Below are 26,432 nucleotides of genomic sequence, written 5' to 3'. Positions count from 1 at the left end.
GCCGATCCCCGTAAGGATAGAATTACAACGACCCGCTGGTCGCCGCATCGGCGCAGCCTCGGGAGCGGTAGGCGCTTCAGGCCTCGATATCGCCGGCATGAACGAGAGCCGCGGCGCCGATAGGCGGTTTTGTGATGGAACTGCCGGTCTTGGCTCGAAAGAGATGAAGGCGCGCGGGCCGGACCGCAAGCTGCAGGGTTGCACGGTCCTTGACCGCTACATGATCAGGCAGGTGGACGATCGTTGCAGTCCCGCTGCCCTCCACCACGCCATACACATAGGTATCCGTGCCGATGCTTTCGGCGTAATCGACTTCGAAGCGGATCGGATATCCGTCGGCGCCATTGCCCTTGGCGAGTTCGAAATGGCTCGGCCGTACGCCGAGGATCACAGGTTCGCCGACGGTCGCATCCCCCGCCTGCGCTGGAATGTCCAGACGGCCGAAGCCCGGTACGTCGACAGCAACATGACCCGGACCGGTCCCGGCAAGCATTCCATCGAAGAAGTTCATCTGCGGCGAGCCGATGAAGCCCGCGACAAACTTGTTGGCCGGGGCCTCGAACAGCTCCAGCGGAGTACCGACCTGCTCGACGCGTCCGGCATTGAGGACGACGATGCGGTCCGCCATCGTCATGGCCTCGACCTGATCATGCGTCACATAGATCATGGTGGCGCCAAGCCGCTTGTGGAGGCGGCTGATCTCGCCTCGTGTCTGCACGCGAAGTGCGGCATCCAGATTGGACAGCGGTTCATCGAACAGGAAGAGCTTGGGGTTCCTCACAATCGCACGACCGATCGCCACACGTTGCCGCTGGCCCCCCGAGAGCTGTTTCGGGCGTCGATCGAGGAGAGGCTCGATCGCAAGCATTCTTGCCGCCTCCATCACACGCCGATCGATTTCGGCCCGGCTCATCGTGAGGTTTTCGAGGCCGAAGGACAGATTCTTGGCAACGGTCATATGCGGGTACAACGCATAGGACTGAAACACCATCGCGATCCCGCGATCCCCCGGAGGCGACGCCGTCACGTCATCGTCGCCAATGATGATCTTTCCCGCGCTCACACTTTCGAGGCCAGCGATCAGACGAAGCAATGTCGACTTGCCACACCCTGAAGGGCCGACCAACACGACGAATTCGCCCTCACCCACATCGAGATCGACACCATGGAGAATCGAATGATGGCCGAAGCTCTTCCTGACATCGTTCAATTTGAGACCGGCCATGAATCCATTCCTTTGACGTTTCTTCCGGAGGTGGCCGCAGCCACACCGAGGCAATCGGATCTCCTCATATCTCGGTTCAGTCTGCGTGGAAGCAATTAGTTCGTCAAGATGACGAACGTATTTTTCTATCAGCGATCATCAGTTTCCTGCCGCCTGCAGACAGGATTTTCAATGAACCCCATCCTGGGCGGCTCGCGCCTGCGCAGGTCCTGKCGGTCATTCTTCCCGGCTATCTGGCCTTTCGCGATGTGCAGCCGCCGTCGCCTTCACCGGTGGCGGGACCGTCATTGCGCCCAGCCATTCCGGTACCGCGACCATTGTCATGTGACACGGAGATCTGCGCGACAATCAAAGCGGCGGTGGCGGCAAGCGCCGCTGCTCCGGCAAGGTCTGGGGAGAAAAAAGCAGGTTGTGAACGTGGTTCAGTCCAATTGCGAGAGCCCCGATCAGCGTTGCCCGACCGCCAAGAATACTTGCCTCGACATCGATGGCACGGCGGCTCGCCTTCACGATACCTCGCCGAACGCCTTCGGCTATCAGGGGGTGGCGACCGATACTGCCGCCGAGAACGACGATCTTCGGATCGACGATCGCGTTGACGGACACGACAAGCAGCGCGGCAATGTCCGACACCTTGCCGATCACCTCGACCGCGATCGGGTCGTTCTTTTCGGCAAGTTCCAGGATGTCCCGGACCGAGGTGTCCTTCTCACCCCCGGAACGCTCGTAGAGCTCGCTAATTCCCCGAGCCGCGATCGCGCATTCCAGCGCGCCCCTTTCAAGACTGTCCTTCGTGTATGGATCGGCACCGAACGGCATGTAGGAAATCTCGCCGCCCGCTCCGTTTGCGCCACGCATCAGCTTGCCGTCCTGGAGCACGCCGAGCCCGATACCCGTCCCGAGCGAAATGAACGCCACGGTATCGATTGCGGTCGCGCATCCCTGCCAGGACTCGCCGATAACGGCTGCGTTGACATCGTTTTCCAGGACGACGGGACAGCCGAGCCTCTGGCTGAGCGTCCTGCCGATATCAATGCCGGCGATATCGGCAAGGTTCGGCGCCATCGAGAGTGCACCCGTCGCAGGATCGACGACCCCTGGCGTGGCTATCGCCGCCACGAGGAGGAACTCCCTGGCAATCCCGAGCTGCAACAGCATCTTGGACAGCATTGCCTCGACTTGATCGATCAGATGATAGCCGCCCCGGCGGTCGGACGGATAGTCGATTTCGCCGACAACGCTTCCGACGATATTGCCAAGCACGATACGCGTCGTCGTTGCGCCCATGTCGATACCGACAGCATAGCCGGCATCGCCATTGACCTCATAGGTAATGGCCGTGCGGCCGATGCGACCGCTCGTGACGCCTTTTTCCCGAACCCAGCCACCTTCCTCCAGTGCCCTGATGACCTCGGACATCGTCTGCTTCGAAAGGCCTGTGATCTTTGAAAGCTCGGCTCGCGAGGTAGGTCCGGCATGGAGCAGCACGTCCATGACCGCGCGCACGGAGATCTGTCGCAGCACGGGAGGCGCGTTTTCGGTCAATACCATCGTCGAGCTACCCCGCCAGATCCGTCTTCATCGTTGCCCCGGTGTTTTGCTTTTTCCATGAAAGCCCCCCGATTTCAAACAGCTTGTTGACAGTTCGCGGGCGCGGCCATAATAAATTCGTCAACCTGCCGAACAAATATCGCAAAAGGACTGCATTTGTCAAATATTTCAACCATTGCGTCTGGCTTGCGACAGGCGAACAGCGTCCATCGTTCGGACGAAGCGGGCGGGTCTGAAGGCATGGTCGCCGGTGTCGACCTCGGCGGTACCAAGGTCCTGGTAGGACTTGTCGATCTGCAGGGGCGTATTGTGGCAAAGGCCGAAGAGCCGACCGAACACGGCGCGGGAGCCCCTGTATTGCGGCAAATTCCACGGATGATTTTGTCCCTGGTGCAGGACAATCGCGATCGGGGGCCGTTGTGCAAGGCTGTTGTCGGCGTACCGGGTGCGGTATCGCCGTTGACGGGGCTTGCGTCACTTTCCCCTCACTTGGCAATTCCTGCCGATCAGCCGCTCGCCGCGCTGCTCGCACGAGCCCTGCCATGCCCCGTCGTGGTCGAGAATGACGTGAATCTCGCAGCTTTCGCCGAGGCCACTCTCGGCAAAGGACAGGATCAGGACTCGCTTGCATTTGTCGCGTTCGGCACCGGTGTCGGCATGGGGCTGGTCATCGGTGGAACGCTCTTCCGCGGCCAGCACGGGCGGGCAGGCGAACTGGGTTTTCTGCCGTTGGGTTCCAATCCTCATCAGGCGGCGCCGCAGGCCCGCGCCGGTCTCTTCGAGGATCAGGTTGATTCGCCTGCGGTGCGCAGCCTGTATGGCGATGGGACGCTGTCGGTTGCCGAGATATTCGCTCGCGCTGCTGCTGGAGACGGGGAAGCTGTCGCGGCCATCGAAACACTCGCAAAATCGGCGTCGGTCGGCCTGGCCTCCGTGCAAGCCCTCTTCGACCCCGCTCTCATCGTGCTCGGTGGGGGCATCGGGTCGCGCGGCGAGTTTGTCGAGGCCGTCAGGCGTCACATGTCGACGCTGCTGCCGTTTGAGACACGGATAGAGGCAACCGGGATTGGCCCCGAAGCTGGCATGCTCGGGGCGCTTATGCTTGGCCTGACCGATCTTGCGGCAACTGAGAATGCAGGAAAACAGGAAGCCATCCAATGAGCGCCGCATCAGCAAAACCGCAAGTTCTGATACCACTTGATGACGGACAGCTTCGCTCTGCGACACCGGTGCTTGTCCCGTTCATGGCTCCGCGCCTGCAGGGCGATTGTCGGCCGGAAGGCAGGATTGAACTTTCGCTATGGGGCGCCGGCAAGCTGGTCAATCTGACCTTCACCGGCTGGAGCGCCCCTTTCACCTATTCCCCGAACCGGGTGGAAGCGCATGGCGGAGGGCTTTACGTGGCGCAGTCGGCGCCGGCGCTCTTCTTGAAGGGCGCAAAGCTGCGGACCTTCATCCCTGCCCGGCGCTGCGCCTGGTGGGGCACGATGGCGAAACGCGAACCGATCGAACGGCAAGAGGGTCGCCGCATTGCCCGCACCGGTTGGGGCATCGCCATCGCAGAGCAGAGGCCCGACGGCATTTTCGTGACCGCCGGCGCGACGATCGAGGAAGCGCTTGCAGCGCTCGAGCTCGACCAGGCGACACTGATTGCCGAGGCCAATGCCTACGTCACGCGTTGCGATGCGATGCCGGAGGCGCCTGCCCTGATGCGCAGCATGATCTCGCAAAGCCTGCATGCCGCCTTTTCCAGTATAAGACGGGACGAGCATGGCGCCTTTGCCGGCCTCGCCGCCGGCCAGGCCTACAGTGCGCCGGCTCGCACCTATTATCGTGACGGCTATTGGACGCTCCAGGCTCTCCTGGATCGGGAACCGGAGGCAGTCCGCGCCCAGATCGATCTTCTTGCGCGGGGTGTGCAGGAAAACGGCGAGGCGCCGAGTGGCGTCATCCTGACGGGACCAGGGCAGGCCGAGGAATGGGAAAAGGTGCGTCTGACAGATCCACGGATCAAGGAGGAACACATACGGCCCGGTGACTGGTGGAGCGATCACTTCGACAGCCCGCTCTTCTTCATTCTGACGATCGGCGACTATGTCAATGCGACCGGTGACGGTTCACCGCTTTCCCTGTACTGGGACAAGGTGGTGGCGATCTTCAATCGCTACTGCAGCTTCGACGAGCCGGGAACCGGCTTGCCGACCAAGCCGCGACACGACCGCGATTGGGCCGACAATGTCTATCGTCACGGTTACGTGGCCTATGATCTCGGCCTGTGGATCGGCGCCCTCGACGTCATCGCGCTGCACGGCGCCTCGCTCGACAAAGCCGTAGCATCGAAGGCGGCAGCCGTGGCGCAAAAGGCGCGCGCTTCGCTGGACGAGGCGCTTCTGCAACCGGGTGGCACTTATGCGGACTACGGGACAAAGACAGATTTCGTCGAAGACCACCTGACGCTGGACAGCCTGACGCTGCTTCGCTTCAAGGCGGTTTCTCCCGAGCGAGCGAAAAGCGTTCTCGCCAAGGTCCAAGAGATCCTGGAAAGTCGCAACAACGACGGCCAGCCCTATGGCGACTGGGGCGTGCTTTGCGCCTATCCGCCGTTCAAGCGCCCCAAGGATACGCGTGAGAAGTCCTATTTCGCGTACCGCTACCACAATGGCTCGGACTGGCCCTACCTTTCGGGCCTTTATGCCGAGCAACGGCTTGCCTACGGCCTGGACGGCGCGGACTACCCGCTCCTGCGCTGGTGGAAGACCTGCCTCGAAGAGGGCTGGATGGGTGCCGTCGAATATTTCTCGCCACCCTGGGGGCGTGGCTCGCTGCTTCAGGGATGGAGCAGCATGCCGGCCGCCGCCGCCCTCGCCCACAAGGACAAACTGCCGGCGGCGATCCGCTAGAGGTTTTCCGACCGGTCGCCACGGAGACGGCGTTTGAAAGAGAAAATGCAAAGGGCCGCCGGAGAGGCGGCCCTTTTTGCACGATATGTTGCAGCACTATTCCTTCGTTGCGCCCGCCATCAGGCCGTTCATCAACATGCGCTGCAGGGCTGTAAACATGACGAGCACGGGCAGCACCGAAAGCACCGACATGGACAGCAGCCTGGGCCAGTTGATACCGAAGCGACCCACCGTATTGGCAAGCGCGACCTGGACCGTCCACTTGTCCTGGTCGCTGATGATCAGGAACGGCCAAAGATAGTCGTTCCAGCGCCATACGAGATTGAAGGCGAGCAGCGTGCCGATTGCGGGTATGGCGAGCGGAACGATGATCCGCCACAGGATCCGCCATTCCGGCGTACCATCGAGGCGCGCCGCCTCTAAAAGGCTGTCAGGAATGTTGGTGATGTACTGGCGCATGAGGAAGACCCCGGTCGGGGTTGCCGCCGGCGCGATGATGATGCCTGCCAGCGTATCGAGAAGATTGAGATCCCGCAGCACCAGAAAGACCGGGATCATGATGATCTGCAGCGGCACCATCAACGACGACATGATGAGCAGGAAGAAGAGCGTGTCTCCTTTAAACCGAAACTTCGCAAGTGCGTAGCCGGCCATGACGCTGATGGTGACGGACAGCAGCGCCGAGAGCACGGAGACAATGGCCGAATTGCGGAAGAAGATGAGGAACTTCGCGCGCGACACCGTGTCGATGAAGTTCTGCAACGTCGGTTGCGCCGGCAAAATGGTCGGCGGCCACTGGAAGATCTCCTGTTGTGATTTCAACGAAGACAGGAAGAGCCAGATCGGCGGCATCAGGAAGACGAACAGTGTCAGCACGACAAAGGCCAGTCGCCAGGGAGAGTAGATACGTGTCATTTCTCACTCCGCGATATGCGCAACTGGAAGATCGTGAGGAACAGCAGGATGATGAACAGCACCATGGATTGGGCGGCCGCAACACCAGCCTGCATCGGTTTCTGGAACGCAGTGTCGTAGATCGTCTGTATGAGGTAGACGGTCGCCTTGCCCGGACCGCCGCCCGTCAGGGATACAACGAGTTCGTAGACCTTGAAGGCCTCGATCGAGGACAGGACCAGGACGACGGCGAGCGTCGGCTTGAGGAGCGGCAAGGTGATATGGGTGAATTGCCGCCACTTGCTGGTGCCGTCGATCGAGGCCGCCTCGTAGTAATCAGTGGAAATCGCAGTCAGGCCCGCAATGAAGATCATCATGTTGAAACCGGCTTGCGCCCACACCCAGGCTATGATGACGGCGATCTGAGCCATCGTGTCCTGTTCCAGCCACGGGATCGGAGCGATGCCGGTCAGCGAGAGCAGGTAATTGACGAGGCCGTTGTTGAGGCCGAACAGCCAGCGCCAGGCGACGCCGATGATCAGCAGGCTGATCATGGACGGGAAGAAGACGATTGTGCGTACGATGGCAAACAGCCTGGTCTGTGGCGCCAGCAGGAGAGCCAGCGCCAACGAGACGACGATGTTCAGCGGAACCGCGACGATGACGAAGAGAACGGTCTTGAGCAATGAAACCTGAAAATCGGCATTGCTCAGGAGCCCGATGAAGTTATCCAGGCCGACATATTGCGGCAAGGTGCTGGGCACCTGCGGAACGACGACCACACCCCGCTTGAAAAAGGCCATAAAGAGGCCCTGGACCAGCGGGTAGAGGGTGAAGGTAACGAGGAGCGCCATTGTCGGCACCATGAGCAGGTAGGGCCAGCCGAGGCTTGCCAGGCTGCCTCGCAGACCTTTCGGCACTGGGTGGGGACCCAGTGCCGAACGGCTATCTTCCAGTATGTCCGTCGTCACTTGCCAGCCTCAAGCGAGGCATCGGCAGCCTTCTTGATCTGCGAAATGGCCTCGGCAGAGGAGATCTGACCGGCAACAGCCTGCGTGACGGCTGTCTTCACGGTACCCCAAACAGCCTGCATCTGCGGCCAGGCCTGGTCGGTCGCAGCGTAAGCAGGGCTGGCGTTCAACTCGGCCTGCATTGCCTTGATCGCATCGGTCGCGGCCGGATTATCGTATTTGACGGCTGCCGCCTTCAGGTTGGCCGGGATCATGCCGAAGGTCTTGGCGTACTGTGCCTGAATATCCGGCGAGGTGATCCATTTGATGAAATCGATCGCTTCCGGAAGATGCTGGCTCGTGTTGAAGGCCACGATATAGTCGCCTCCGTAGATCGACGACGCGACGGTGCCCCGCGGCGTTGGACCAGCCTGCCATGCAAAATGCGCGTTGTCCGCCAGTCCGGCGATTTGCCAGCTTCCTGACATATAGGCTACGGCCTGACCGGCTGTGAAGATTTCCTTCGGATTGTCCGAACTCGCACCGGACCAGAGCCCGGGCGGCATTGCGGCCTTCGTGATGTCGATGAACTTGTCGAGCGCGCTCGTCCACGCTGCCTCGTCCATGACGACCTTCACAGGTTCTTTTTCCGTATAGATGTGGTTTCCGTACTGATACTCGTGAACGATCCAGCGGCTTGCCGAAACGTCCCAGACAAGCGGATAGCGTGTAGCCGACTTTTCGGCGACTTCCTTGATCTTCGGAACGAATTCATCCCAGGTCCAACCGGTCGCGTGGTCCGGGATGGCAATGCCGGCCTTCTTGAAGGCATCGACATTCAGGAAGACGCCCGTGGAGGTTACGCGCAGCGGCGCGGCGATAACCTTGTCGTCGAGCTTGGCGCCATCGCCCCAGCCCTTGACGAAGTCGTTGATCCATTCGGGGCCGATCTCCTTGTTGAGATCGACGAGGAACGGACGGATAACCGGCTCCATCGACGAAGTGAGCGACAAATCCGGCATGATGCCGGAGGCCGCATATTGCTGGAATTTCTGGACCATCCCGTCATAAGGGGTGATCTCAAGGTCGAAGGTCGTGTCCGGGTGCAGTTTCGTGTACTGATCGAGCAAGGCGCGCGTGTTCGCCTCTTCCTGATCATTGTCGACATACCAGACGATCTTCAGTTCGGATGCTGCCGCGAGCGAAATCGTCATCACCAGGGCGCTTGCCGTCATAATCAATGTCTTGAGCGGTTTCATAGGGTTCCCCTTCTTTGCTCCTCAAACTCTGGCAACAACCGGCCTCCAAATCTCCCTTTGGCCGATCGTTTGTTCGTAACCATGACGAATTAAATACGAGTTTTCGGTGGTGTCAACACAAACAAGATTGACCGCATCAATTAGTTCGTCCTGTTGACGAATAAAATGGCGTAGCTTAATCATCCCGAGAGCCAGAGGAGAAGCAATGGATATTTCAGTCGAGCCGAATGGCGCTGACCTGCAGCAATCTATCGACAGGCTGGTGAGCGCCGGCGGAGGAACGCTTCTCCTGCAGGCGGGCAGGCACATTACGGGACCCATCCGCCTGTTCAGCGGTATTACGCTGTCAATCGGGCCGGGTGCCACGCTAGAGTTCGTCCCCGACTACGCGCTCTATGCCGGAAATTCGGTGAGCGTAATCGCCGAGGGATCCGATCGCGCCTATATCGTCGCGCAGGAGGCCCATGACGTCGCGATCACAGGCGAAGGCAAGATCCTTGCTTCAGGCGGCGCCTTCAGCACCGGCTTCGACGCGACGGTCGGCACCTACACGCCGAGCGAAAAGCGCCCGAGGGTCCTGGTGTTCGAAGACTGCAGCAAGATCAGGCTGGAAGGCTTTGTCATCGAAGATTCGCCGATGTGGACGGTCCACCTGGTGCGCTGCCGTGACGTGATCGTCGAGGGCATAACGGTATTCAACAACCGACAACTCCCGAATACGGATGGGATCGTCATCGACAGCTGCGCAAAGGTCGCAGTGCGCCGCGTCATAATCAAAACGGCGGACGACGGCGTCTGCCTCAAGACCAGCCGAAGCGACAAGGGCATCGCACGCTGCGTGGAAATCGAGGTTTCGGATTGCCTCGTCGAGAGCAACAGTTGTGCATTGAAGATCGGCACGGAGAGTTTTGGTGACATCCGCAACGTCGCCTTCACGCGTTGCAAGGTCCAAGATTCCAATCGCGCCCTCGGCATTTTCTCGCGTGACGGCGGAGTGATCCAAGACGTCGCCTTCTCGGACATAGAGATCGATTGCCATGAAACGCCCGATGGTTTCTGGGGCTCGGGTGAGCCGCTCACAATTACCCAGCTCGATCGCAGGCCGGAGATACCGGCTGGCCTCGTCACCAATGTCCGCGTCGAGAACGTGACGGGGCGCTGCCAGGGTCCGATCAATCTCTTTGCGGCGAGAAACGGCGGGATTGCCGGAATGAGCCTCAGCAATATTCAGTTGACGATCGAGGAAGGCTTACTGGGAACAGCCAGGCAATATGACCTGCGCCCCACAAGTGCCGATCTCTCCCCGCCCAAGGACCACGAGGGTCGTGGCAATGCCTGGTTGCGGGGAGCGGACGGAAAAATTGTCGGCCTTATCGATTATCCTGCAGGCATGCCGGCGCTCTTTGCGCATAATATCGCTGGCCTCACGCTCGACGATATCGAAATCCAGCGTCCGGAGCCCCTGCCAGACGGCTGGAACACCGAAACCCTTTGCATCGAGTGACCAATAGGGGTGAGTCACAGAGCAATTTGGCGCATGTGATGGCGGCCGTCCGGGGATCGTCGTCCTTACTGTTCCATCCGTCAGGAGGGACGCACGTCCGGTGCGCCCCTGATCGTAGCTATTCTTGCGCGCGTTGACGCGCTTCGCATGATCTTTCCTTAAGACGCCGTCGCTACCGTCCTTCGGTTCAGGATACCGATCACCAGGGCCCCGCAAAGTGCGGCAATAGCTGCAAAGCCGAACACCCCTGCCAGCCCCTGCGCCTCGACGATGAAGCCACCAATGGCCGCCCCACTGGAAATGGCGACCTGGAAAGTGGTCAACATCAACGCACCGGCGCTTTCCGCTTCATCCGATGCTGCCTGCGTGACGAAGCTCTGAACGCTTACCGGCAGGGCTCCGAAGGCAAATCCCCACAGCGCGGTCGCGACAAACGCGACGCTTGCAAGGTTTCCGGCAAGCGCTAACGCCAATGTTGTCGCAGCAATCCCGGTAGCCGCGATGACGATGGACAGCGCCGTACTGCGCTCGGAAACAAAGCCTCCGAACAGATTGCCGAGAAACCCGCCGATCCCGAAGGCCAGCAGAACTACAGATATCCCCTCAACCCCAAAATGTGGCACAGTTTCGAGGAAGGGCCGAATGAAGGTAAAACCCGCGAAATGGCCGGCGACCACCAGCAAGACGGTCAGAAGGCCCAGCCGGATTGCCGGGCGACGCAGCACCGTGGCCATCGTGCCCAATCCTGCGGTGCCGGTCGACGGCATCGCAGGCAGGGTGAGGAGTTGGGCGATGAAGGCAAGGCCGCCGACTGCAGCCGCGATGATGAATGCAGAACGCCAGCCATAGGCTTCTCCGACCCAGGCGCCGACAGGTGCAGCGCAAACCGTTGCAACGGACACGCCAGTCATGATGATCGCCATCGCCCGCGGCATCAACCGCTCTGGAACAAGCCGCATGGCGAGCGCCAGCGACATGGCCCAGAAGCCGCCCAGCGCGATCCCGAGCAACCCGCGAGCAACGAGAAGCGTCGCGAGCCCATCAGAGAATGCTGCCAGGAGACTGGAAACAACGAGCAGGGCTGTCAATCCGAGCAATGTGAGACGACGGTCAAATCGGCTGGTGCCAATGACAATTGCAGGGCCTGCGATCGCGCCGATGACGGCGGTCATCGTGACCGACTGGCCGGCGGCACCGATGCTGACATGCAGATCTTGTGAAATTGGCGTGAGCAAGCTGGCTGGAAGAAACTCGGCCGTCACGAGACCGAAGACGCCGAGCGAAAGCGATACCACGCCTGCCCAGGCCGGATCGGCCTCCTTCCTGTTCGCGTGGAAGCCATTGGCTTCGGGATTGATGTTCATACGCCATCTCCAAAGATTGTGATGACAAGGCTAGACGGCTCACGCTGGTGTTTCTATGCTAGAAAATCCACAAGACATGACTGTTCGTCCAAATGACGAGGACACGATGAGCGATGCACTGACGGAAATGATGCGAGGGCTTCGTCTGGATGGCGTCGACTACGGCCGCTGCCAGCCGTCTGCCCCATGGGCGACGGCGTTTCCGACCAAGGATGAAGCGCAGTTTCACTTTCTGGCAGCCGGAGAGGCATTTGTGCAGACGCCGGACGGGGAATGGATGGAAATGCGACCGGGGGACGCGGTCCTGCTGCCGCGGGGCGATGCCCATGTCCTTGCAAGCGCGCCCGGTATAGTGCCGACGCCCGTCGAATCCATGCCGCGCAAGGCCGTCTGCGATGGGATCGTCGATCTGCAATGCCCCTGCGCCGATAGCAAGAACCTGCTGTTCTTCGCGGTCATGCGCTTCAATGTCGACAAGCGGCATCCCTTGCTGCAATTGATGCCCAATGTGATGCGGACAAGCGATCTCGCAGCCAGTGAGCCCTCCATCCCTGCCCTGCTCGATGCGATGATGCACGAGGTCGATATGAACCGCGTCGGCGCTGGCGGTATCCTGGCCCGGCTTGCTGATGTTCTGACCGCGACGATCATCCGCGCCTGGGTGGAACACGGCTGCGGCGATGCTTCCGGGTGGTTGACGGCCGTTCGCAATCCCGAGGTCGGGCGGGTCCTGGCGGCGATCCATCTCGACCCTTCCCATGACTGGACGGTCGAAGAACTCGCTCGCAAGATGGGCGCTTCCCGTTCTGGGTTCGCGGAGCGCTTTGCCAGGGCCGTTGGTGAAACACCCGCTCGCTACGTCGCTCGCATGCGCATGCACCAGGCGCATCAGTGGCTGCGTGAAGGACAGCGCGTGGCCGCGATTGCCGAGCGCCTCGGCTATGAATCGGAGGCATCATTCAGCCGGGCGTTCAAACGCATCATCGGCGCCCCGCCCATGGCTTTCCGCGGGCGACCGCAGGATGGTCGCGCTTCCGCAATACCGTGATCTGTGAAGCACACAGCTTCGATGCCGGTTTTTCTGACAGCCGCTTGACGACTTGCCACCGGCGGTGATGCGCACGACCAGCCCACCTGATCCGGCTTCATCAGATAGGTCGGCGTCAGATTGATCAGGCTTTCCGCGCCATGGGCTCAATTCGAAATCCAATCTTTGTCGTCCATGGAGATTGCACGTTCGGCTGGAGCCGGACGACCTGTCTACGCCTTTCGGCTGAAAATCCGCGAAGCTCCTTCCTTCCGCCGATGATAATGCTAGAGTTTCGGTTAGTGATCCGGCTAACATCAACAGAGTGATGAATGAAGGCTTTGCCTACAAAGGCCGCGGCGACGGTAATCGTACTGTTCGCGCGCGCGGTCACGGCGGTCCGCGCCGTGTGGCCCGAGGGAGGGCTGCCTTCCCGACCCTGCGTTTATTATGCCAACCACTCCAGCCATGGTGATTTCGTTCTGGTCTGGACGGTATTGCCGCCCAGACTGCGCCATCGGGCCCGTCCGGTCGCCGGAGCCGAATACTGGTTGAAGTCCTGGCTCAATCGCTTCATCGGCAGAGATGTCTTCAATGCGGTGCTGATCGCGAGGGATCGGGACAAGCGGACGGAAGATCCCGTCACTCAGATGGCCTCGGCCATCGATGCCGGTTCGTCCCTCATTCTCTTCCCGGAGGGAACACGAAACCAGTCCGATGCAAGGCTCCTCCCGTTCAAAAGCGGCATTTTCCATCTGGCTGTGGCGCGCCCTGATGTCGATCTCGTGCCGGTCTGGATCAGTAATCTGAACCGCGTCATGCCAAAGGGTGAGATCGTTCCGATACCGCTGATCTGCACAGTTACCTTCGGCCGCGCTTTGCAGATCGCGCCGGGCGAAGACAAGGATGTTTTTCTCGAACGGATACAGGCTGCTCTCCTGGCCCTGTCTCCGAACACTATAGGCGGTGGGGAATGAGTGGCGCGAATTCCGATCTTATGACGCTCGTAGCCGGGATCTTCGGCGTGCTTATCGTTGCGTCAGTCATCGGTTACATATTGCAGCAACGCCTCTCGCCGAACGGTTCGAATGCGGCTGTCGAAAACCTCAACGCGCGGATCAAGGCGTGGTGGGTCATGGTCATCCTGATTGGCATTGCTTTCATAGCGGGCCGTATCGGCGTCTTGATCCTGTTTGGCTTTTGTTCATTTGCCGCGCTTCGCGAATTCGTAACCCTCATCAATACAAGAAGGGCGGATCATTGGGCGCTTGCGGCAGCCTTCTTCGTCGTCGTTCCGATCCAGTATTTTCTGCTCTGGGCTGAACAATACGGCATCTTTTCGATCTTCATCCCGGTCTATGCCTTCCTGCTAATGCCGATCATCTCGGTACTCCGAGGCGACACGGAGCGCTTTCTCGTTCGCATCGCGGAAGTACAGTGGGCCCTGATGATCTGCGTCTTCTGCGCTTCCCATGTGCCGGCTCTGCTGACCTTAAAGATACCGGGATATGAGGGCCGCAATGTGCTGTTGATCGCCTTTCTGGTGATCGTCGTCCAGCTCAGCGATGTCCTGCAATATGTCTGGGGCAAACTGTTCGGACGCACGAAGATTGCGCCAAGACTGTCGCCCTCGAAAACGGTCGAGGGCTTCGTCGGCGGGATCATCAGCGCGACGCTGATTGGAACGGGCCTCTGGTGGATTACACCATTCGCACCGCTTCAGGCAGGGCTTCTCGCCTTGGTCATCACGCTGATGGGCTTCTTCGGAGGCCTGGTGATGTCGGCGATCAAACGCGACCGAGGTGTCAAGGACTGGGGCCATCTTATCGAGGGCCACGGCGGGTTGATCGACAGACTGGATTCCGTCGTCTTCTCGGCGCCTATCTTCTTCCACCTCACGCGCTATTGGTGGTCATTGTGATGCCTGCTGTGCTGCAACGTCTTTTGCGCAGCGGCGTGGTTCATGTCCTGTTCGCTTTTCTGGCGATGGGCAGCTGGGCCATTTTCGCCAACCGCGCTCATCTCATGCCGGCGCCGCTCGTTGCCGGTCTTGTGCAGGGGACGATATCGGCCTGCCTGACGCTTTTCCTGAAATCGGTAATCGACTGGCTTTCCAGCCGCTTCAGCGGTTCAACACGATTTTGGGCGCCGCCGCTGATTGCCTGCCTTGGTTCGGCCAGCATTCTCGTGGCGATCCATGCGGTAAGCGGCACACCGGAGATACTCCGAACCATCGCGCTTCCGCTGCTGGTGTCGACGACTTATGCAGCGATCTACAATTATTCGATCTCCGCAAGACGAGGTTTCGACACATGATGGAGACAGGAGACAGGAGACCTCTGGCGAGCCGCAATACCCGCTGGGCGGGCGGAATTGCCCGATGGATGGCCGCGCGGGCCATAACGCCGAACCAGATCTCGCAAGCCAGTATGCTGGCGGCAGCAATCGCCGGCAGCACTTTCTATCTGGCGGGACAGACGACAGGCCTGCCGCGTGCCGGCTACCTGCTGCTGGCTGTTCTATTCTGCCAGGCACGCCTTCTTTGCAATCTGTTCGACGGCATGGTCGCAGTCGAAGGCGGAAAGGGAGAGGCTGACGGCCCTTTCTGGAACGAGTTTCCGGATCGCATCGCCGACCTGATGATATTCGCCGGCGTCGGGTATGGTATCGGTATGCCAGGACTGGGCTGGGCGGCCGGAGCCTTCGCCGTGCTGACAGCCTATGTCCGGGAGCTCGGTCGCGCCACCGGCAATCCCAGCGATTTCTCCGGCCCGATGGCCAAGCAGCACCGGATGGCGACGATCACGGCGGCGGGACTAGCATCCCTTCTCGAGCCATTATGGGGCGGGCAGAACCAGATCCTGACGATCGGTCTCTGCGTAGTAGCCGTGGGAGCAGCCCTTACAGCGATCCGCCGCTCGAAAACATTGGTAACGCGCCTCAAGCATCGCTGACGAGGTGGATCAGTTTCTAGCCGCCGAACGACGTTAGAATCAGGAGAGCCCTGCCCCGCGCGCTGCCCGGTCCAGCTCCCCTCGAAAATCGGGGTGGGCCAGCCCGATCAACGCCCTTGCCCGCTCCGCCACGGACTTGCCCTTTAGGTTCGCCCATCCATACTCCGTAACGACGATGTGCGTGTCGTTACGCGATGTTGTCACTGGTCCGGTCAGCGTCGGAACGATGCGCGAGAGCGTGCCCTTCGCCGCGGTGGAATGACAGGCGATGATCGATCGTCCCCCGCGAGAGGCATACGCGCCGCGCACGAAATCAACCTGACCGCCGGATGCACTGAACTGCCTGCCGTTCACGAACTCGGAATTGCACGCGCCGTTCAAATCGACCTGCAGCGTCGCGTTGACCGACACCACCCGATCATTCTGCGCGATGATGAAGGGATTGTTCACATAATCGACTGGGTAGGCCTCAACTGCCGGGTTGTTATTCAGGAAGTCGTAAAGGGCTTGATCTCCGAGCGCAAAAGTGAAGATGGACCGCCCGGCATGTATCTGCTTGCGACTGTTGTCGACCACGCCCGCTGTGACCAGCCTTGCGAGGCCCGGCGTCATCATTTCCGTATGAATGCCGAGGTGGCGATGCTGTGAAAGCCCCGAGCACACCGCATCAGGCAAAGCACCGATACCCATTTGCAGGCAGTCGCCATCTTCCACCAGGTCGGCGATGATCGCCCCGATGGCATCATCCACCTCATTGCGCTCAGCGGCGAGCAACACAGGCAGGCTGACGTCGTTTTCAACCAGCGCTGTCACGCTTGAAACAGGGATCATGCAATCGCCCCGCACATAGGGCATATTGCTGTTGACCTCGAGGATCAGGCGGAGCCCGGGCTTTCGCGATACCGTGAGCGCATAGTCGGTACTGGCACCAAGGCTGAAATTGCCATCGGCGTCCATCGGCGAGACGGTTGCAATCAACGTGTCCACACCGACATGCTCGACCATCGAGCGCGGCACCTGGCTGAAATGGCAGGGTACCAGGTCGACCGCGGGCAGCGCCTCCGCCAATCTCCTCTTGTCGAGCGCACGCTCGACGCCTCCATGAAAGTAGCTCATTGGGACGATCAGGTCGCGCAGCTCGAATTCGAATACACTCGTGCCAGCGACGCCAGTGCAAAGAAGATAGTAGAGCCGCACATTCTCGACGGCTCCCACACGGGCCCGTTCAGCAAGCGCCGCAAGGATAGCAGGTGGCTGACCGGCAGCCAGTGGCATTGCGACCTTCGCGCCGGACGGGACCATCGTGACCGCCGTGTTTGCAGATGTCAGCCGTTCGCGATACAGCCTCTGATGGATCGTCGTCATTGGGCCCTCCTCCCAGTGCACATTTCAGAACAATTCAGTATCCAGTGCCATGCTCACAACCTTATCGGCATTTGCGACCGTCGCAGGCGCTTTCGTCTGCCACAGAACACTCTATAAAAAGCGCCCAGCGCGTATTTTTTGCAAGGCTGGGCGCAGCGACGCCGCCTCGAGCGAGCTTTCGTCGGTGCTGTTTTGGTCGCAGCTTTCGCCAACGCACTGGCGATGCCACTGCTGGAAATTTGAATAAGGGCTCTTGAGCACACCAGCGGCACCATCACAAGCCGCGCTCACTGCCAGAATTCTGAATCAGGTATGCGAGGCGTCCTAACCGCCCGAGGCGCGGGTCGGCGTTCAATGTCCAATATAAGCCCGGCGCCTCCGCAGACCATGGAAGCCGAAATTGGCGACCGTCCCGCCGATGCCGGCTACGGGTCAACCATCGCGGCCGGTCATCGATCGAGAGAGGATGGTTTGCACGTAGTTTGAGTTGACCGACCTCGATCGCTAGACGACAGTTGTAACTCGCAGCAAGGCAGGAGGAAATGCGATGGACGAGCCAGACCGGTGGCGCCATATGGAAAGCGCCCCGAAAGACGGGAGTCGGATCTTGGTCACGATCCGCTCGTCCGAACAGGGACCGGCAGAAGTTGACCTCGCGTATTGGTCGAACGGCGATCAGTTCGGTGGAGAGGGCTGGCGCGCCTCTGATTCCTCCCCCGGACACATCATCGAATATGCTGAGCCGGAATTGAAGTGTTGGATGCCGATGCCCGCGGCAAACCTCAGCCGCAGCTCGATGCCCTCGCCCTGGGAAGGCGACGACACTGAGCAGCTCGACGGGTCGGGGATTTAAGAACTCGCGCTAAACGACAATGGTTTCTGCCTCCGCAGAAGAGGTCCAGATTGCCGTCGCCTGCAACAGGGATTCCGCCTGCGGCTCGCATCGGTCCAGCCTGCGAAGGCGCAACGGCAAACCGATGTTAACACGTGCCATCTCCCGCGAAGATTGATGCGCTCCGCTTCGGTGTGTGGCATCCCGGTGGTCAACCGTTTGTTTCGACCCTGTTGAAATGATCATAGAGCGCAATCGCTCTTCAAATCGCGCACCGCTTCACAAACCTTCTTGGCCGCTGCCTGCACCTGCGCATCTCAATCCGACAGAGCGGAACATAATCGTATTTTTCCCAAGATCGATCCCACTATTCTCTGTGAATAGTTGGCAGCCTTTGGCGACGCCTGCAAAGTGACGTCGCCTAAACAACATTCCTTTGACGCTGCTTTGACGGTGGGGTGCTACGGCCAGTTTGCGAAGTTATGCAGAGGGATTTCAGCCGGTTATGCTTCAGTTCAACCATCGCCGAAGTATCGATTTGCCTTTTGGAGTTCCGGTTTCCCTTATCGGTTGCTTGCCAGACGCCGCAGTTGTGGCAGACTGGCCTCCGCATGCTAGGTCTTCGAGCTGCCCAACCAGCACATCGGAGGCAACGGGGGCGGGGCCGGTGGATTGCATGGACAAGGAGCAAAATCCGTTTCGGATGTTCCTACTCGGGCCTTTCGCCCTTGTGGACGCCGGAGGTCGGTCGGTTACTCCGAAATCAAAAAAGGCCCAGGCTCTTCTGGCGATGCTTGCATTGTCCGCCCGTGGCTCGCGCTCGAGAATCTGGCTTAGGGACAAATTGTGGAGCGATCGCTCCGACGACCAGGCTGCAGCTAGTCTGCGCCAGGCTCTTTTCGACATTCATAAGACTCTGGGGCCAGCACGTAATCTCTTGATTACGGATAAAAATACCGTTTGGCTGGATATGGACCGACTCGTACTCGACACCGACCTGGTGGTTCGGGCGGAGCGGTCCGCGGATCAAATCACCGATGAATTGCTCGAAGGTATCGACATCCGCGATCCGGAATTCGAGGACTGGTTAGCGCTGGAACGGCAGAACTGGTATCGCCGGCTCGATGAAGGACAAGTCCATGATGTATTCGAGCCGCGACAGCAGCCGAGCCGCGATATCGCCAAACATTCAGCGCTGCTGCCGCTGACAGGCGCCCCGGATGTGCCGAGGCCAGGCAAACCCACGGAAACCACCGGCAGCGACCCAAATCCGCGGCGGGCTTCCGGTGACTGGCGATGGGTGATGGCCCTTCAGTCACCCATCGTGGTGGGCGCTGGAGAGGGCGGACAAATTGCTGCGGCACGGTTCCAGAATCTCATTGCAAAAGCCGTCATCGACGGGCTGGCCATTGGCGTCACCGACCTCTCCTTCACCCTGCCGGATATTGAAGAGAGCGAACAGCAAATCAGCCTTCCGATATGCCTACAGCTTCGCGTGACGTTTGACGGTGACATGGTGCTGGTCGAACTGGTGATGAAGCACCTGATCAACAACCGCATTCATTGGCTGGGCAGTCAGGCAATCAACCGCACGCAGTTCGAGCGGGGCGAATTCGGCACCGCCGCTGCGCTGATCAGCCAGGCCATCGATCAGTTGGCCTATTTCCAGGAGACCCAGGCAAACGACAGCCGATTGTCGCAAGACGGTCTCCTGATCGACGCTGTCAATGCGATCTTTCGGCTGTCGCGCAGCGATCTTGATAACGCCGAGCGGCGCCTGGAAGAACAGATCCAGTATCAACCGCGGTCATCGGCTTTTGCCTGGCTGTCATTCATCCGGACTTTCCAGGTCGGCCAACGTTTCAACGCGCTCGACGCGCATCTGATCGAGGAGGCCCAGGCCTATGCGCGCAAGGCGCTGGAACTCGATCCGCAGAATTCGGTGTCGCTCGCGCTCGTCGGCCACGTCCATTCGTTCCTGTTCTGCGAATATGACTACGCGGCCAACCTGTTCGAAAAATCGATCCGCCTGAACCCTGCCCTGCCGCTCAGCTGGGATCTCTACGCCATGCTTCATTGCTATGCAGGCCAGCCCGACAAGGCTGTGGCCATGGCGCGTTGGGTGCAAGAGCTCGGCGTCTACAGCCCGCATAAATATTACTTCGATACGACCAAGTGCATTGCAGCGGCGCTTGCAAGCGATCATGCCACGGCCATAGCTGCAGGCGAAGAAGCTCTGCGGGCGCGGCCGAACTTCAACAGCCTGCTGCGCTATCTTGCCTCCAGCCATGCCCATTCCGACGATCTCGGCGGCGCGCGCCATTACCTGCAGCGGCTTGAGGCGGCCGAGGGCGGCTTCTCCATCAATGCCTTTCGCGGCAGCGGCTATCCGCTGCTCAACACAGGTGGCGGACAGATCTTGATCGACGGCCTGCTCAAGGCGGGCGCTAAGCTGCGCTGAACCCCGGACAATTTCTTCAGAACTTCGCGCAAGGAGGCTGCAATGGAAGCGGACACTACCCCGGACCTACAATCAAAAATTGTTTCATTTCTAGACAGTTATAAATTCAGGATTGAGCCGGATACGGTTCTTCCATGCGAACCGAGGGGCGATGCGAGCGCTAATCCCCTCGCCGGTGCAAAGCCGGCTGCGCCTGATGCAACCTCCGAACCTGCGCTTCTCTTCGGCACGGATGAAGATGCATCTCCCATGGCCGGGCCCGTGATGGCGACGATGGCCGTAGCCTCGGTCCTCAACAAGAGCGTCGCGAACAAGTCGGTGCTCAACAAGGCATCGCTGAACAAAAACAAGAATAAAAATAAGAACAAAAACAAGAACAAGTCGACGATGGACGGCGCCAGTCTCGGCGTGTCGCAACTTATCCCCTCCTTCGAACTGCGCAGGCTGCACCAGCAGCCGTCACGCAACGCCTATACCGCGGCGCGACGCTTCACCTGGGAAATGCTGGATATACTTCCGCCGCCCGGCCCGGATTATACCCGCCTCGAGACGACGGTGCTGGTTTCCATGCAGCGCCGCGACCGCGAACGTGTGCGGCGCCTGCCCGACATCCAGATCGAAGCGACGATCTCCGTGGCGGAATTCACCCGCGCACTGCATATCGAGGATCTCGGCGGCTTCGAGCAGACGGAAGGCCTTTTCCAGGCGATCCTGACGGCCTGCGAATATGTCGGGCTGATCTACAAAAGCCAGTTTAACCGGCTGCGGCCAAACCAGTTCGAGCCCATGCTGCGGCCGTTACTGGCCGTGCCTGCCCACGAGTCCTATCCCAGCAACCACTCGTTCCAGTGCTTTTCTATCGCCTTCGCGTTCTCGACGATCCTGCCGGAACATCCGGCCACCGACGAGCTTGCCCGCATCGCCCAGAACGTCGCCGAAAACCGCGAATGGGCCGGCCTGCACTATCCGAGCGACACACAGGCGGGGCGAGATCTCGCCCGACGCTTCGCTCCATACCTCCACGACGCGTTCGGTCCTCTGTTCCAGGCCGTACACGACGAATGGGTCTGAATTCGCCAGCTGCTGCTCAACAGGATGATAACCATGACGGATCAAACACAAATGCCTGAGCCCGCGCCGATCGACTACTATTATCTCTGGCACCTGACTGCCCTTGGCGTCGTCGACGCGGAATATGGCTCGGCTCCGCCTGCTCCACCGGCACTCGATGCGAGCGCCGCACGCGCGCTCCCCGATCCCCTTATCACAGGCACGGTATGGGATGCCATCGCTTCCGCCGGCCCGTTGCGACCCGCGCGGGTCGCGCTGATCGATGTCGGCGTATCTCCGGATCATCCCAATCTGGCAACCCGGCTTGACCGGGAAGCGTCAATCGATTTGACGACCCATCGTTACGGCGCGCGCGTGCTCGAAATTCTCGATACGACCACGTCCTTTGACCGTGAGGAAAGACATGCCTTCTTCGCCGGGCTCAACATCGCTCCGCTTGGCAATATCGGCCTTTCGAATGACGACCGGGACTATCTCAGTGATCTGGTTGCCGAATATGCCGCGTCGGAGGGGGTTCTCCGGCGGCTCTACAATCCGGAATCGCTGTTCGCATCGCATGGTACCTGCTGCGCGGGGCTGATTGTCGGCGAACCCGCCGTTGTTGCGGAAGAAGGCACACCAAGCCTCCCGCCGGAAGGAGCCTTCTACGGGAATGGTGACGAGCTGCGTACGAGCGGCAATCGCAATGTCATCCCCTATTTTGGCGTTGATCCTTTCTCAAGGCTCATCTCGATCAGAACGTCCTTCGAAGACGATGTCAGGCAGTTCATTGCGGCCTTTCTTTATGCCTATCATCAGAAAGCTGACGTGATCGTCTTGCCGCGCGGTCTGCCTGACCCCAAACGCAGCATTGTTGATCCGAAGAACGAGCTGAAGGCGGACCTGGAGCTATGGAAAAACCAGGATGCCGCCAACTTGTTCACGCGCATTGCCGTTGCTGATCAGGGTGGGCCTGAACTGGAGCCGAAAGCCGCGCAGGAAGGATCTAATCCGGATCGCCCATGGCATATCCTCAAGCAACTCATCCTCGCCATCAGCCGGCACATCCCGATTGTCTGCGCCGCAGGAAATAGTGGCGAAAGCCAGTTGATCTATCCGGCAAGTCTTGCCGCCGATAACAACGGCATCATTGCTGTTGGGGCCGTTACCGTCGAAGGTTTCCGTTCGGGCTACAGCAATTACGGCGAAGGATTGACGGTTGTCTCCCCCTCTGACGATGGTGAGGTCTTCAACAGGCATCAGTTGCGCCTCGACCGGCTTTCTCCATTTGCGGCGCAGCACGACTACGGCGCTTTTCGAGCGCGGGAATACTACTATTCGCACTTCTCGCTGCTGACGACGGACCTGTCGGGGATTTTCGGCTATAATCATGGCTCCGATCCGTGGTCTGCCATCGTGCCGTTCGGAATCAATCCGGGCATCGGGGGCGGATACTACACCACTTTCGGGGGCACCTCAGGCGCGTCGGCGCAGGTGGGTGGACTATGCGCCCTGATACAGCGGGCCTACAAGAGCCGCCACAATCCCGCTGAGCGCCTCTCGGGGCCCCATGTGAAGTCAATTCTGAAGGCCGCATCCCGCCTGGACGCCATTGTCGCGCCCGGAACGAGGAAACTGACGGCGGATTGCATGAATGCCGAAAGCGAGGACGCACTCGATATGGCCTATTTCTTTGGGTCAGGCCTGCCGAACGCGCGGGCGGCAGTACAGGCAGCTCTTGCCATCTGACCCCCGGGGATGCTTTTCCATAATTCCAAGCCTCCTCTATCGAGGGGGCTTTTTCTTTGTTTGCGCCTTTTTACGGATTTTTAACGCGGTACTGGCGGGCAAATGACGCCCTTGGGCAATAGTGCCTCTCAACAGACGACGCACACCGTTCCGATGCCGGACGAAGCGGCCCCAACCGGGGCATCTTCACCCGAGATGCAACCTGATCCGCCCGAAGACAAACTCACGGAGGCTGTTGATGTCCGCGACCCGCATTCAACAATTGGCAGATGAGGCGCGCCACCTGCTCAAGGGCAATCCCTTGATGGCAAGTACCGTCTCCCGGCAGCGCGTCGCAACTCGCAACCTTTTGAAGCGACGCTTCCAATATGGCCGTACGCTCGCGGCGGCTTCGAAGCTCGCCGATTGTTCGGTCGGGGTACAGGCGCTGGCAGGCTATTTCCCCGGCCTTGCAGATGATGGATACGCTCGCCTGCTCGAGCTTTCGCCAGCGGTCGCCGGATCGGTCAGCACCGACCCTTACCGTTCATCCGTGCTTGCAGCCTGGATGGGTGGGCTCGCGCGCAGTCTGGAATGGCAGGCGGGCAGCCCCAATGAGCAGATCGTCCGCCGCTATCTGCGGACGGATCTGATCGCATCCGATCTTGAACTAGAACGTCAGCCGGCGCGCCGGCTTTCCTGCGGCATTGGCCTCGTCCGCATCGAGAGCCCGGCGTGGAGCCATGTCATGCAAGCCCTCCTCCGCCAATCTATGCCGGACTACCCCGGTACCGACGACCCCATCACGGGCGATGCGGAATTGGACCGCGTCGCCGACCATCTGGAGAAGGCCTTCGCCTTGATCGCGGAACTGGACGTGTACGGCTATCAGCGTTTGATCGCCTGCCTGCACACGCTTCACGTTGGCGTGCGGCGTGAACCGTCGTGTTCCTTCTCAAGTTCGAACGAATTGCCGGGCAGCGCGATGATCGCCCTTTCAAGAGAAAGATTGCGCGACGGCGATCATGCCGCGACAGCGGCCCAACTGCTTCACGAGGCGGGGCATGTCCTGCTGGGGTTTTATACGACCTCGGCGGCGGCATCCCTGCCTGGCGAGTTCCGGTATATCTCCCCATACGAGAACGACATACAGACGCTCGAGAGCATCCTGCATACGGCCTACGCCATTCCCTGGGAGTGTGCCTTCCGCATGGCATGCCTATCCGCCGAGGTGGATCCTGAGCACCGCGCCCTGAAGACGGCATTCATAATCGCCTATGCTGCGCGGCAAATCCCGCTCATCGATATCGCTCGGAAAGGAATCGAACGTCTCGGCGGCGATGTCCTCCTCGACCTCCCAGACATCGCCGCCATTCCTTCCTGGAGTGGCCGGATCCTATTCCTCGTGAGCCAGTTGCTTGCCGAAGAGCCCATTGTACACCGCCAGGCTCACCTCGCCGAGCGCCAACGAGTTCTCGATCGCCAAGCCTGGAACATCGGACAGGTGCTTCTGCGCGGCAAGGAGCCGATCGATCCGCGGATGGGTCAGCGAGAGATCGATGACAGCGGCGACAATGTCTGCCTCTGGTACGATGGCAGATTTCACGTGATCACGAAGGCTGCCGACCATGAAATGAGCAAGGATTACGGTCGCTGCGCCGAGACGACCCGTGTAACTGCGCCCAGCGAGATGGAGGCGATGTGATGGTCAATTCTCGGTCTAAACGATTGTCAGCGGCTGCCAGCGCGTCCGTCGATTTCCCGAACCCCTTCGCCCACAGCTTTGGGCGGAGCGGCAGAGGGGCTCTGTTCACCGGCAATAGTGCTGATGCTGTCGAGGAACAGAGCCCCAATGTTACCAGTGCTGCATTCGGCGCGTCGTCGTGGGCATCCGATATGCGGGCGGAGAACGAATATGTCTCCGCAGCAATCGATCACCACGACACCTTCCTGACGCCTCTTTGCTATCGGCAACGCGACTTCGCGCGGTTTCGCGAAATCGACTTCGTCATCATCGGATGCGGCGGCGTCGGCTCGCAGATTGCCGTCCAGCTTGCGACCCTCGGCGCGCGCCATTTCCTTCTCGCGGATGCGGATCGTATCGGCGAGAATAACTTAAGCGACCTCCCTTGGGCGGGAAAAGCTGACCTCGGCTGTCTGAAGACAGACAAGCTGGCGACTTATCTGGCTGCACGTTTTTCTGCCAAGGTCTTCGCACTGCCGGAAACTGCGGAAGGGGCTGTTGCGCTTCGGTTGATCGCAGACTATGCCGATAATCCGTTCGTCGTTCTCGCCGGCGAGGATTCCCTTTCGGTAGAGAAGTTCGTGGCAGCCGGTCGCGCATCGGCAGCCGGCATGCCCCCCTATTTGCAAGCGAGCCGCTACGGAGGCTATCGCACCACCAGTTCCGCTGTCGTGGTGCATGCCGTCTCGCAGATCGCTCAACAATGCCTTTCGAAACACTCTGCCTCGCCAGGACGCCGATGGATTGCCAACCTCAAAACCGATCAGGGCGAGCTCCGTTCTCCTTCCAAAAACCTCGCAAGTGGAGGCCCGTTCGTCGCTCCTGGAGGCGCCAAGAAGGAACCGGTCGAAATCGCTGATGCCATCAATCCGGCGGCGCCGCATTCACAGATGTGGTCACTCGCGCCATGTTCGCTCATCTACGATGCTGGCGAAACTGGCGGAATGAATGGTGAGCTGACGATATCAGAAGCTCTTCGTGATCCGCTGATCGCCATGGTGATGCGGGCCGACGGCGTAACCAGCGAAGAATTGAAGCAACTCCTGGAGACAGCAGCCCGTAGGGTCGAAACGAATCTGTCTGACGAAGTTCAGGAACAATGAGATTCGATATGATGACAAATTTCCCAACGATAATTCTTGCTTTTGCGGGAGGTAAAGATCGCAAGGTGATCCGTACCGCTCGCGAGGCTGCGCCACTGCTGCTGAATGAATGGCCCACCGACGATGGCGAGGAATTCTTCACGGCGGTGAGAATCTGTTTGGAGGTCCTTACCGGAAATACCGAACCCGAGAACTTGCACGAGGCAATCGTCCGCGCTGCATATGAAGCGGGTATTGCTGCGATCACGACTGATCACCGCCTAGGTATCCTCAGGATCTATCCGGTTACCGAGGTCCACCGCCCATGCGCCCCTCGCAATCCCGCTCCCGTCGAACCGCTTCCACAATTGCCATCAGGGCGCCGACCGCGGCAGCGAAAATGGTTGGGGCGATCCAAAAGGCATCGATCGGAAATGCATCGGGATGTTTCGAATGAAGGTGAAACTGCCCACGTATCTCTTCGCGACAACCGGAATGAGAAGGCCAAGATATTGTGATTTGCCGAAGCTCATCGACCTGCG

The 26,432-nt window shown here is 59.9% G+C and carries 21 protein-coding genes and 1 pseudogene; 15 read left to right on the top strand and 7 right to left on the bottom strand.

Annotation, left to right across the window (positions count from 1 at the left end; translation table 11 throughout):
- Positions 1-76 precede the first annotated feature (76 nt).
- Positions 77-1,225, bottom strand: a complete 1,149-nt coding sequence (locus AC1DTN_RS31895; RefSeq protein ID WP_113320812.1) for an ABC transporter ATP-binding protein — start codon at positions 1,223-1,225, stop codon at positions 77-79.
- 348 nt (positions 1,226-1,573) lie between these two features.
- On the bottom strand, positions 1,574-2,776 hold the full coding sequence (locus AC1DTN_RS31890; protein WP_113320811.1) for an ROK family transcriptional regulator: 1,203 nt from the start codon (positions 2,774-2,776) through the stop codon (positions 1,574-1,576).
- A gap of 156 nt (positions 2,777-2,932) precedes the next feature.
- Here AC1DTN_RS31890 and AC1DTN_RS31885 point away from each other — a divergent pair, with 156 nt between their 5' ends.
- On the top strand, positions 2,933-3,937 hold the full coding sequence (locus AC1DTN_RS31885) for an ROK family protein (RefSeq protein WP_477924145.1): 1,005 nt from the start codon (positions 2,933-2,935) through the stop codon (positions 3,935-3,937).
- On the top strand, positions 3,934-5,676 hold the full coding sequence (locus AC1DTN_RS31880) for a GH116 family glycosyl hydrolase (protein WP_113320809.1): 1,743 nt from the start codon (positions 3,934-3,936) through the stop codon (positions 5,674-5,676). Before AC1DTN_RS31885 ends, AC1DTN_RS31880 begins: the two co-directional genes overlap by 4 nt.
- A 96-nt stretch (positions 5,677-5,772) precedes the next feature.
- On the opposite strand, the gene AC1DTN_RS31875 is transcribed toward AC1DTN_RS31880, so the two are convergent.
- The 3 genes from AC1DTN_RS31875 to AC1DTN_RS31865 are packed head-to-tail and all read right to left on the bottom strand — an operon-like array spanning position 5,773 to position 8,779.
- Positions 5,773-6,591, bottom strand: a complete 819-nt coding sequence (locus tag AC1DTN_RS31875) for a carbohydrate ABC transporter permease (RefSeq protein WP_007814669.1) — start codon at positions 6,589-6,591, stop codon at positions 5,773-5,775.
- Positions 6,588-7,541: a carbohydrate ABC transporter permease gene (locus tag AC1DTN_RS31870; RefSeq protein ID WP_113320808.1), complete on the bottom strand. Its 954-nt coding sequence runs from the start codon at positions 7,539-7,541 to the stop codon at positions 6,588-6,590. Before AC1DTN_RS31870 ends, AC1DTN_RS31875 begins: the two co-directional genes overlap by 4 nt.
- Positions 7,538-8,779, bottom strand: coding sequence for an ABC transporter substrate-binding protein (locus tag AC1DTN_RS31865; protein ID WP_113320807.1), 1,242 nt, complete (start codon positions 8,777-8,779; stop codon positions 7,538-7,540). The genes AC1DTN_RS31870 and AC1DTN_RS31865 overlap by 4 nt, the downstream gene beginning before the upstream one ends.
- Before the next feature lie 205 nt (positions 8,780-8,984).
- On the opposite strand from AC1DTN_RS31865, the gene pglB reads away from it, so the two are divergent.
- The gene (gene pglB / locus AC1DTN_RS31860) at positions 8,985-10,283 is read left to right on the top strand and encodes a polygalacturonase PglB (protein WP_477924143.1); all 1,299 of its coding nucleotides are present in this window, start codon (positions 8,985-8,987) and stop codon (positions 10,281-10,283) included.
- Positions 10,284-10,441: 158 nt separating this feature from the next.
- On the opposite strand, the gene AC1DTN_RS31855 is transcribed toward pglB, so the two are convergent.
- The gene (locus AC1DTN_RS31855; protein ID WP_477924142.1) at positions 10,442-11,647 is read right to left on the bottom strand and encodes an MFS transporter; all 1,206 of its coding nucleotides are present in this window, start codon (positions 11,645-11,647) and stop codon (positions 10,442-10,444) included.
- A 106-nt stretch (positions 11,648-11,753) separates the two neighbouring features.
- On the opposite strand from AC1DTN_RS31855, the gene AC1DTN_RS31850 reads away from it, so the two are divergent.
- The 5 genes from AC1DTN_RS31850 (at position 11,754) to AC1DTN_RS31830 (ending at position 15,628) form a co-directional block, all read left to right on the top strand.
- Complete coding sequence (locus AC1DTN_RS31850; RefSeq protein WP_113320804.1) at positions 11,754-12,695, top strand: AraC family transcriptional regulator; 942 nt, start codon at positions 11,754-11,756, stop codon at positions 12,693-12,695.
- Positions 12,696-13,006: 311 nt separating this feature from the next.
- Positions 13,007-13,651, top strand: coding sequence for a lysophospholipid acyltransferase family protein (locus AC1DTN_RS31845; protein ID WP_442206572.1), 645 nt, complete (start codon positions 13,007-13,009; stop codon positions 13,649-13,651).
- Positions 13,648-14,595 carry a phosphatidate cytidylyltransferase gene (locus AC1DTN_RS31840; protein ID WP_113320802.1) on the top strand — a complete coding sequence of 316 codons (948 nt, stop codon included), beginning with the start codon at positions 13,648-13,650 and terminating at the stop codon, positions 14,593-14,595. The genes AC1DTN_RS31845 and AC1DTN_RS31840 overlap by 4 nt, the downstream gene beginning before the upstream one ends.
- On the top strand, positions 14,595-14,990 hold the full coding sequence (locus AC1DTN_RS31835; protein WP_113320801.1) for a hypothetical protein: 396 nt from the start codon (positions 14,595-14,597) through the stop codon (positions 14,988-14,990). Before AC1DTN_RS31840 ends, AC1DTN_RS31835 begins: the two co-directional genes overlap by 1 nt.
- Positions 14,987-15,628 carry a CDP-alcohol phosphatidyltransferase family protein gene (locus AC1DTN_RS31830; RefSeq protein ID WP_477924140.1) on the top strand — a complete coding sequence of 214 codons (642 nt, stop codon included), beginning with the start codon at positions 14,987-14,989 and terminating at the stop codon, positions 15,626-15,628. Before AC1DTN_RS31835 ends, AC1DTN_RS31830 begins: the two co-directional genes overlap by 4 nt.
- A 39-nt stretch (positions 15,629-15,667) precedes the next feature.
- Here AC1DTN_RS31830 and AC1DTN_RS31825 read toward each other — a convergent pair whose 3' ends face one another.
- A complete protein-coding gene (locus tag AC1DTN_RS31825; RefSeq protein WP_113320799.1) occupies positions 15,668-16,993 on the bottom strand; it encodes an acetyl-CoA hydrolase/transferase family protein in 1,326 nt (441 codons plus the stop codon).
- Between the two features lie 547 nt (positions 16,994-17,540).
- Between AC1DTN_RS31825 and AC1DTN_RS31820 the strand changes: the two genes are divergently transcribed.
- From AC1DTN_RS31820 to AC1DTN_RS31790, 7 genes and pseudogenes are all read left to right on the top strand, one after another.
- Positions 17,541-17,846: a hypothetical protein gene (locus tag AC1DTN_RS31820; protein ID WP_113320798.1), complete on the top strand. Its 306-nt coding sequence runs from the start codon at positions 17,541-17,543 to the stop codon at positions 17,844-17,846.
- A gap of 484 nt (positions 17,847-18,330) precedes the next feature.
- Positions 18,331-20,286 (top strand): SARP family transcriptional regulator, encoded by a 1,956-nt coding sequence (locus AC1DTN_RS31815; protein WP_477924137.1) that lies wholly within the window; start codon positions 18,331-18,333, stop codon positions 20,284-20,286.
- 42 nt (positions 20,287-20,328) lie between these two features.
- Positions 20,329-21,357 (top strand): phosphatase PAP2 family protein, encoded by a 1,029-nt coding sequence (locus AC1DTN_RS31810; protein ID WP_477924136.1) that lies wholly within the window; start codon positions 20,329-20,331, stop codon positions 21,355-21,357.
- A gap of 33 nt (positions 21,358-21,390) precedes the next feature.
- Positions 21,391-23,085 carry a S8 family serine peptidase gene (locus AC1DTN_RS31805; protein ID WP_477924135.1) on the top strand — a complete coding sequence of 565 codons (1,695 nt, stop codon included), beginning with the start codon at positions 21,391-21,393 and terminating at the stop codon, positions 23,083-23,085.
- 238 nt (positions 23,086-23,323) lie between these two features.
- Entirely contained in the window at positions 23,324-24,769 is a 1,446-nt protein-coding gene (locus AC1DTN_RS31800) for an aKG-HExxH-type peptide beta-hydroxylase (RefSeq protein WP_477924133.1), read from the top strand.
- A pseudogene (locus AC1DTN_RS31795) lies at positions 24,769-25,590 on the top strand (ThiF family adenylyltransferase); the annotation flags it as partial. The gene AC1DTN_RS31800 and the pseudogene AC1DTN_RS31795, both read left to right, overlap by 1 nt.
- 329 nt (positions 25,591-25,919) lie before the next feature.
- On the top strand, positions 25,920-26,408 hold the full coding sequence (locus AC1DTN_RS31790) for a DUF982 domain-containing protein (protein ID WP_310381549.1): 489 nt from the start codon (positions 25,920-25,922) through the stop codon (positions 26,406-26,408).
- The last annotated feature ends 24 nt before the right edge of the window (positions 26,409-26,432 follow it).

The organism is Rhizobium sp. 01T444 (assembly GCF_056398305.1).
This window is presented reverse-complemented; position numbering and strand designations above follow the sequence as displayed.

What these genes read in the sequence shown, in the direction of transcription:
- AC1DTN_RS31790 (WP_310381549.1), top strand. Translation starts at nt 25,920, where the DNA reads ATGATGACAAATTTCCCAACGATAATTCTTGCTTTTGCGGGAGGTAAA.
- AC1DTN_RS31855 (WP_477924142.1), bottom strand. Translation starts at nt 11,647, where the DNA reads ATGAACATCAATCCCGAAGCCAATGGCTTCCACGCGAACAGGAAGGAG.
- AC1DTN_RS31800 (WP_477924133.1), top strand. Translation starts at nt 23,324, where the DNA reads ATGTCCGCGACCCGCATTCAACAATTGGCAGATGAGGCGCGCCACCTG.
- AC1DTN_RS31890 (WP_113320811.1), bottom strand. Translation starts at nt 2,776, where the DNA reads ATGGTATTGACCGAAAACGCGCCTCCCGTGCTGCGACAGATCTCCGTG.
- AC1DTN_RS31810 (WP_477924136.1), top strand. Translation starts at nt 20,329, where the DNA reads ATGGAAGCGGACACTACCCCGGACCTACAATCAAAAATTGTTTCATTT.
- pglB (WP_477924143.1), top strand. Translation starts at nt 8,985, where the DNA reads ATGGATATTTCAGTCGAGCCGAATGGCGCTGACCTGCAGCAATCTATC.
- AC1DTN_RS31895 (WP_113320812.1), bottom strand. Translation starts at nt 1,225, where the DNA reads ATGGCCGGTCTCAAATTGAACGATGTCAGGAAGAGCTTCGGCCATCAT.
- AC1DTN_RS31845 (WP_442206572.1), top strand. Translation starts at nt 13,007, where the DNA reads ATGAAGGCTTTGCCTACAAAGGCCGCGGCGACGGTAATCGTACTGTTC.
- AC1DTN_RS31825 (WP_113320799.1), bottom strand. Translation starts at nt 16,993, where the DNA reads ATGACGACGATCCATCAGAGGCTGTATCGCGAACGGCTGACATCTGCA.
- AC1DTN_RS31875 (WP_007814669.1), bottom strand. Translation starts at nt 6,591, where the DNA reads ATGACACGTATCTACTCTCCCTGGCGACTGGCCTTTGTCGTGCTGACA.
- AC1DTN_RS31820 (WP_113320798.1), top strand. Translation starts at nt 17,541, where the DNA reads ATGGACGAGCCAGACCGGTGGCGCCATATGGAAAGCGCCCCGAAAGAC.
- AC1DTN_RS31850 (WP_113320804.1), top strand. Translation starts at nt 11,754, where the DNA reads ATGAGCGATGCACTGACGGAAATGATGCGAGGGCTTCGTCTGGATGGC.
- AC1DTN_RS31865 (WP_113320807.1), bottom strand. Translation starts at nt 8,779, where the DNA reads ATGAAACCGCTCAAGACATTGATTATGACGGCAAGCGCCCTGGTGATG.
- AC1DTN_RS31880 (WP_113320809.1), top strand. Translation starts at nt 3,934, where the DNA reads ATGAGCGCCGCATCAGCAAAACCGCAAGTTCTGATACCACTTGATGAC.
- AC1DTN_RS31805 (WP_477924135.1), top strand. Translation starts at nt 21,391, where the DNA reads ATGACGGATCAAACACAAATGCCTGAGCCCGCGCCGATCGACTACTAT.
- AC1DTN_RS31835 (WP_113320801.1), top strand. Translation starts at nt 14,595, where the DNA reads ATGCCTGCTGTGCTGCAACGTCTTTTGCGCAGCGGCGTGGTTCATGTC.
- AC1DTN_RS31830 (WP_477924140.1), top strand. Translation starts at nt 14,987, where the DNA reads ATGATGGAGACAGGAGACAGGAGACCTCTGGCGAGCCGCAATACCCGC.
- AC1DTN_RS31815 (WP_477924137.1), top strand. Translation starts at nt 18,331, where the DNA reads ATGCTTCAGTTCAACCATCGCCGAAGTATCGATTTGCCTTTTGGAGTT.
- AC1DTN_RS31840 (WP_113320802.1), top strand. Translation starts at nt 13,648, where the DNA reads ATGAGTGGCGCGAATTCCGATCTTATGACGCTCGTAGCCGGGATCTTC.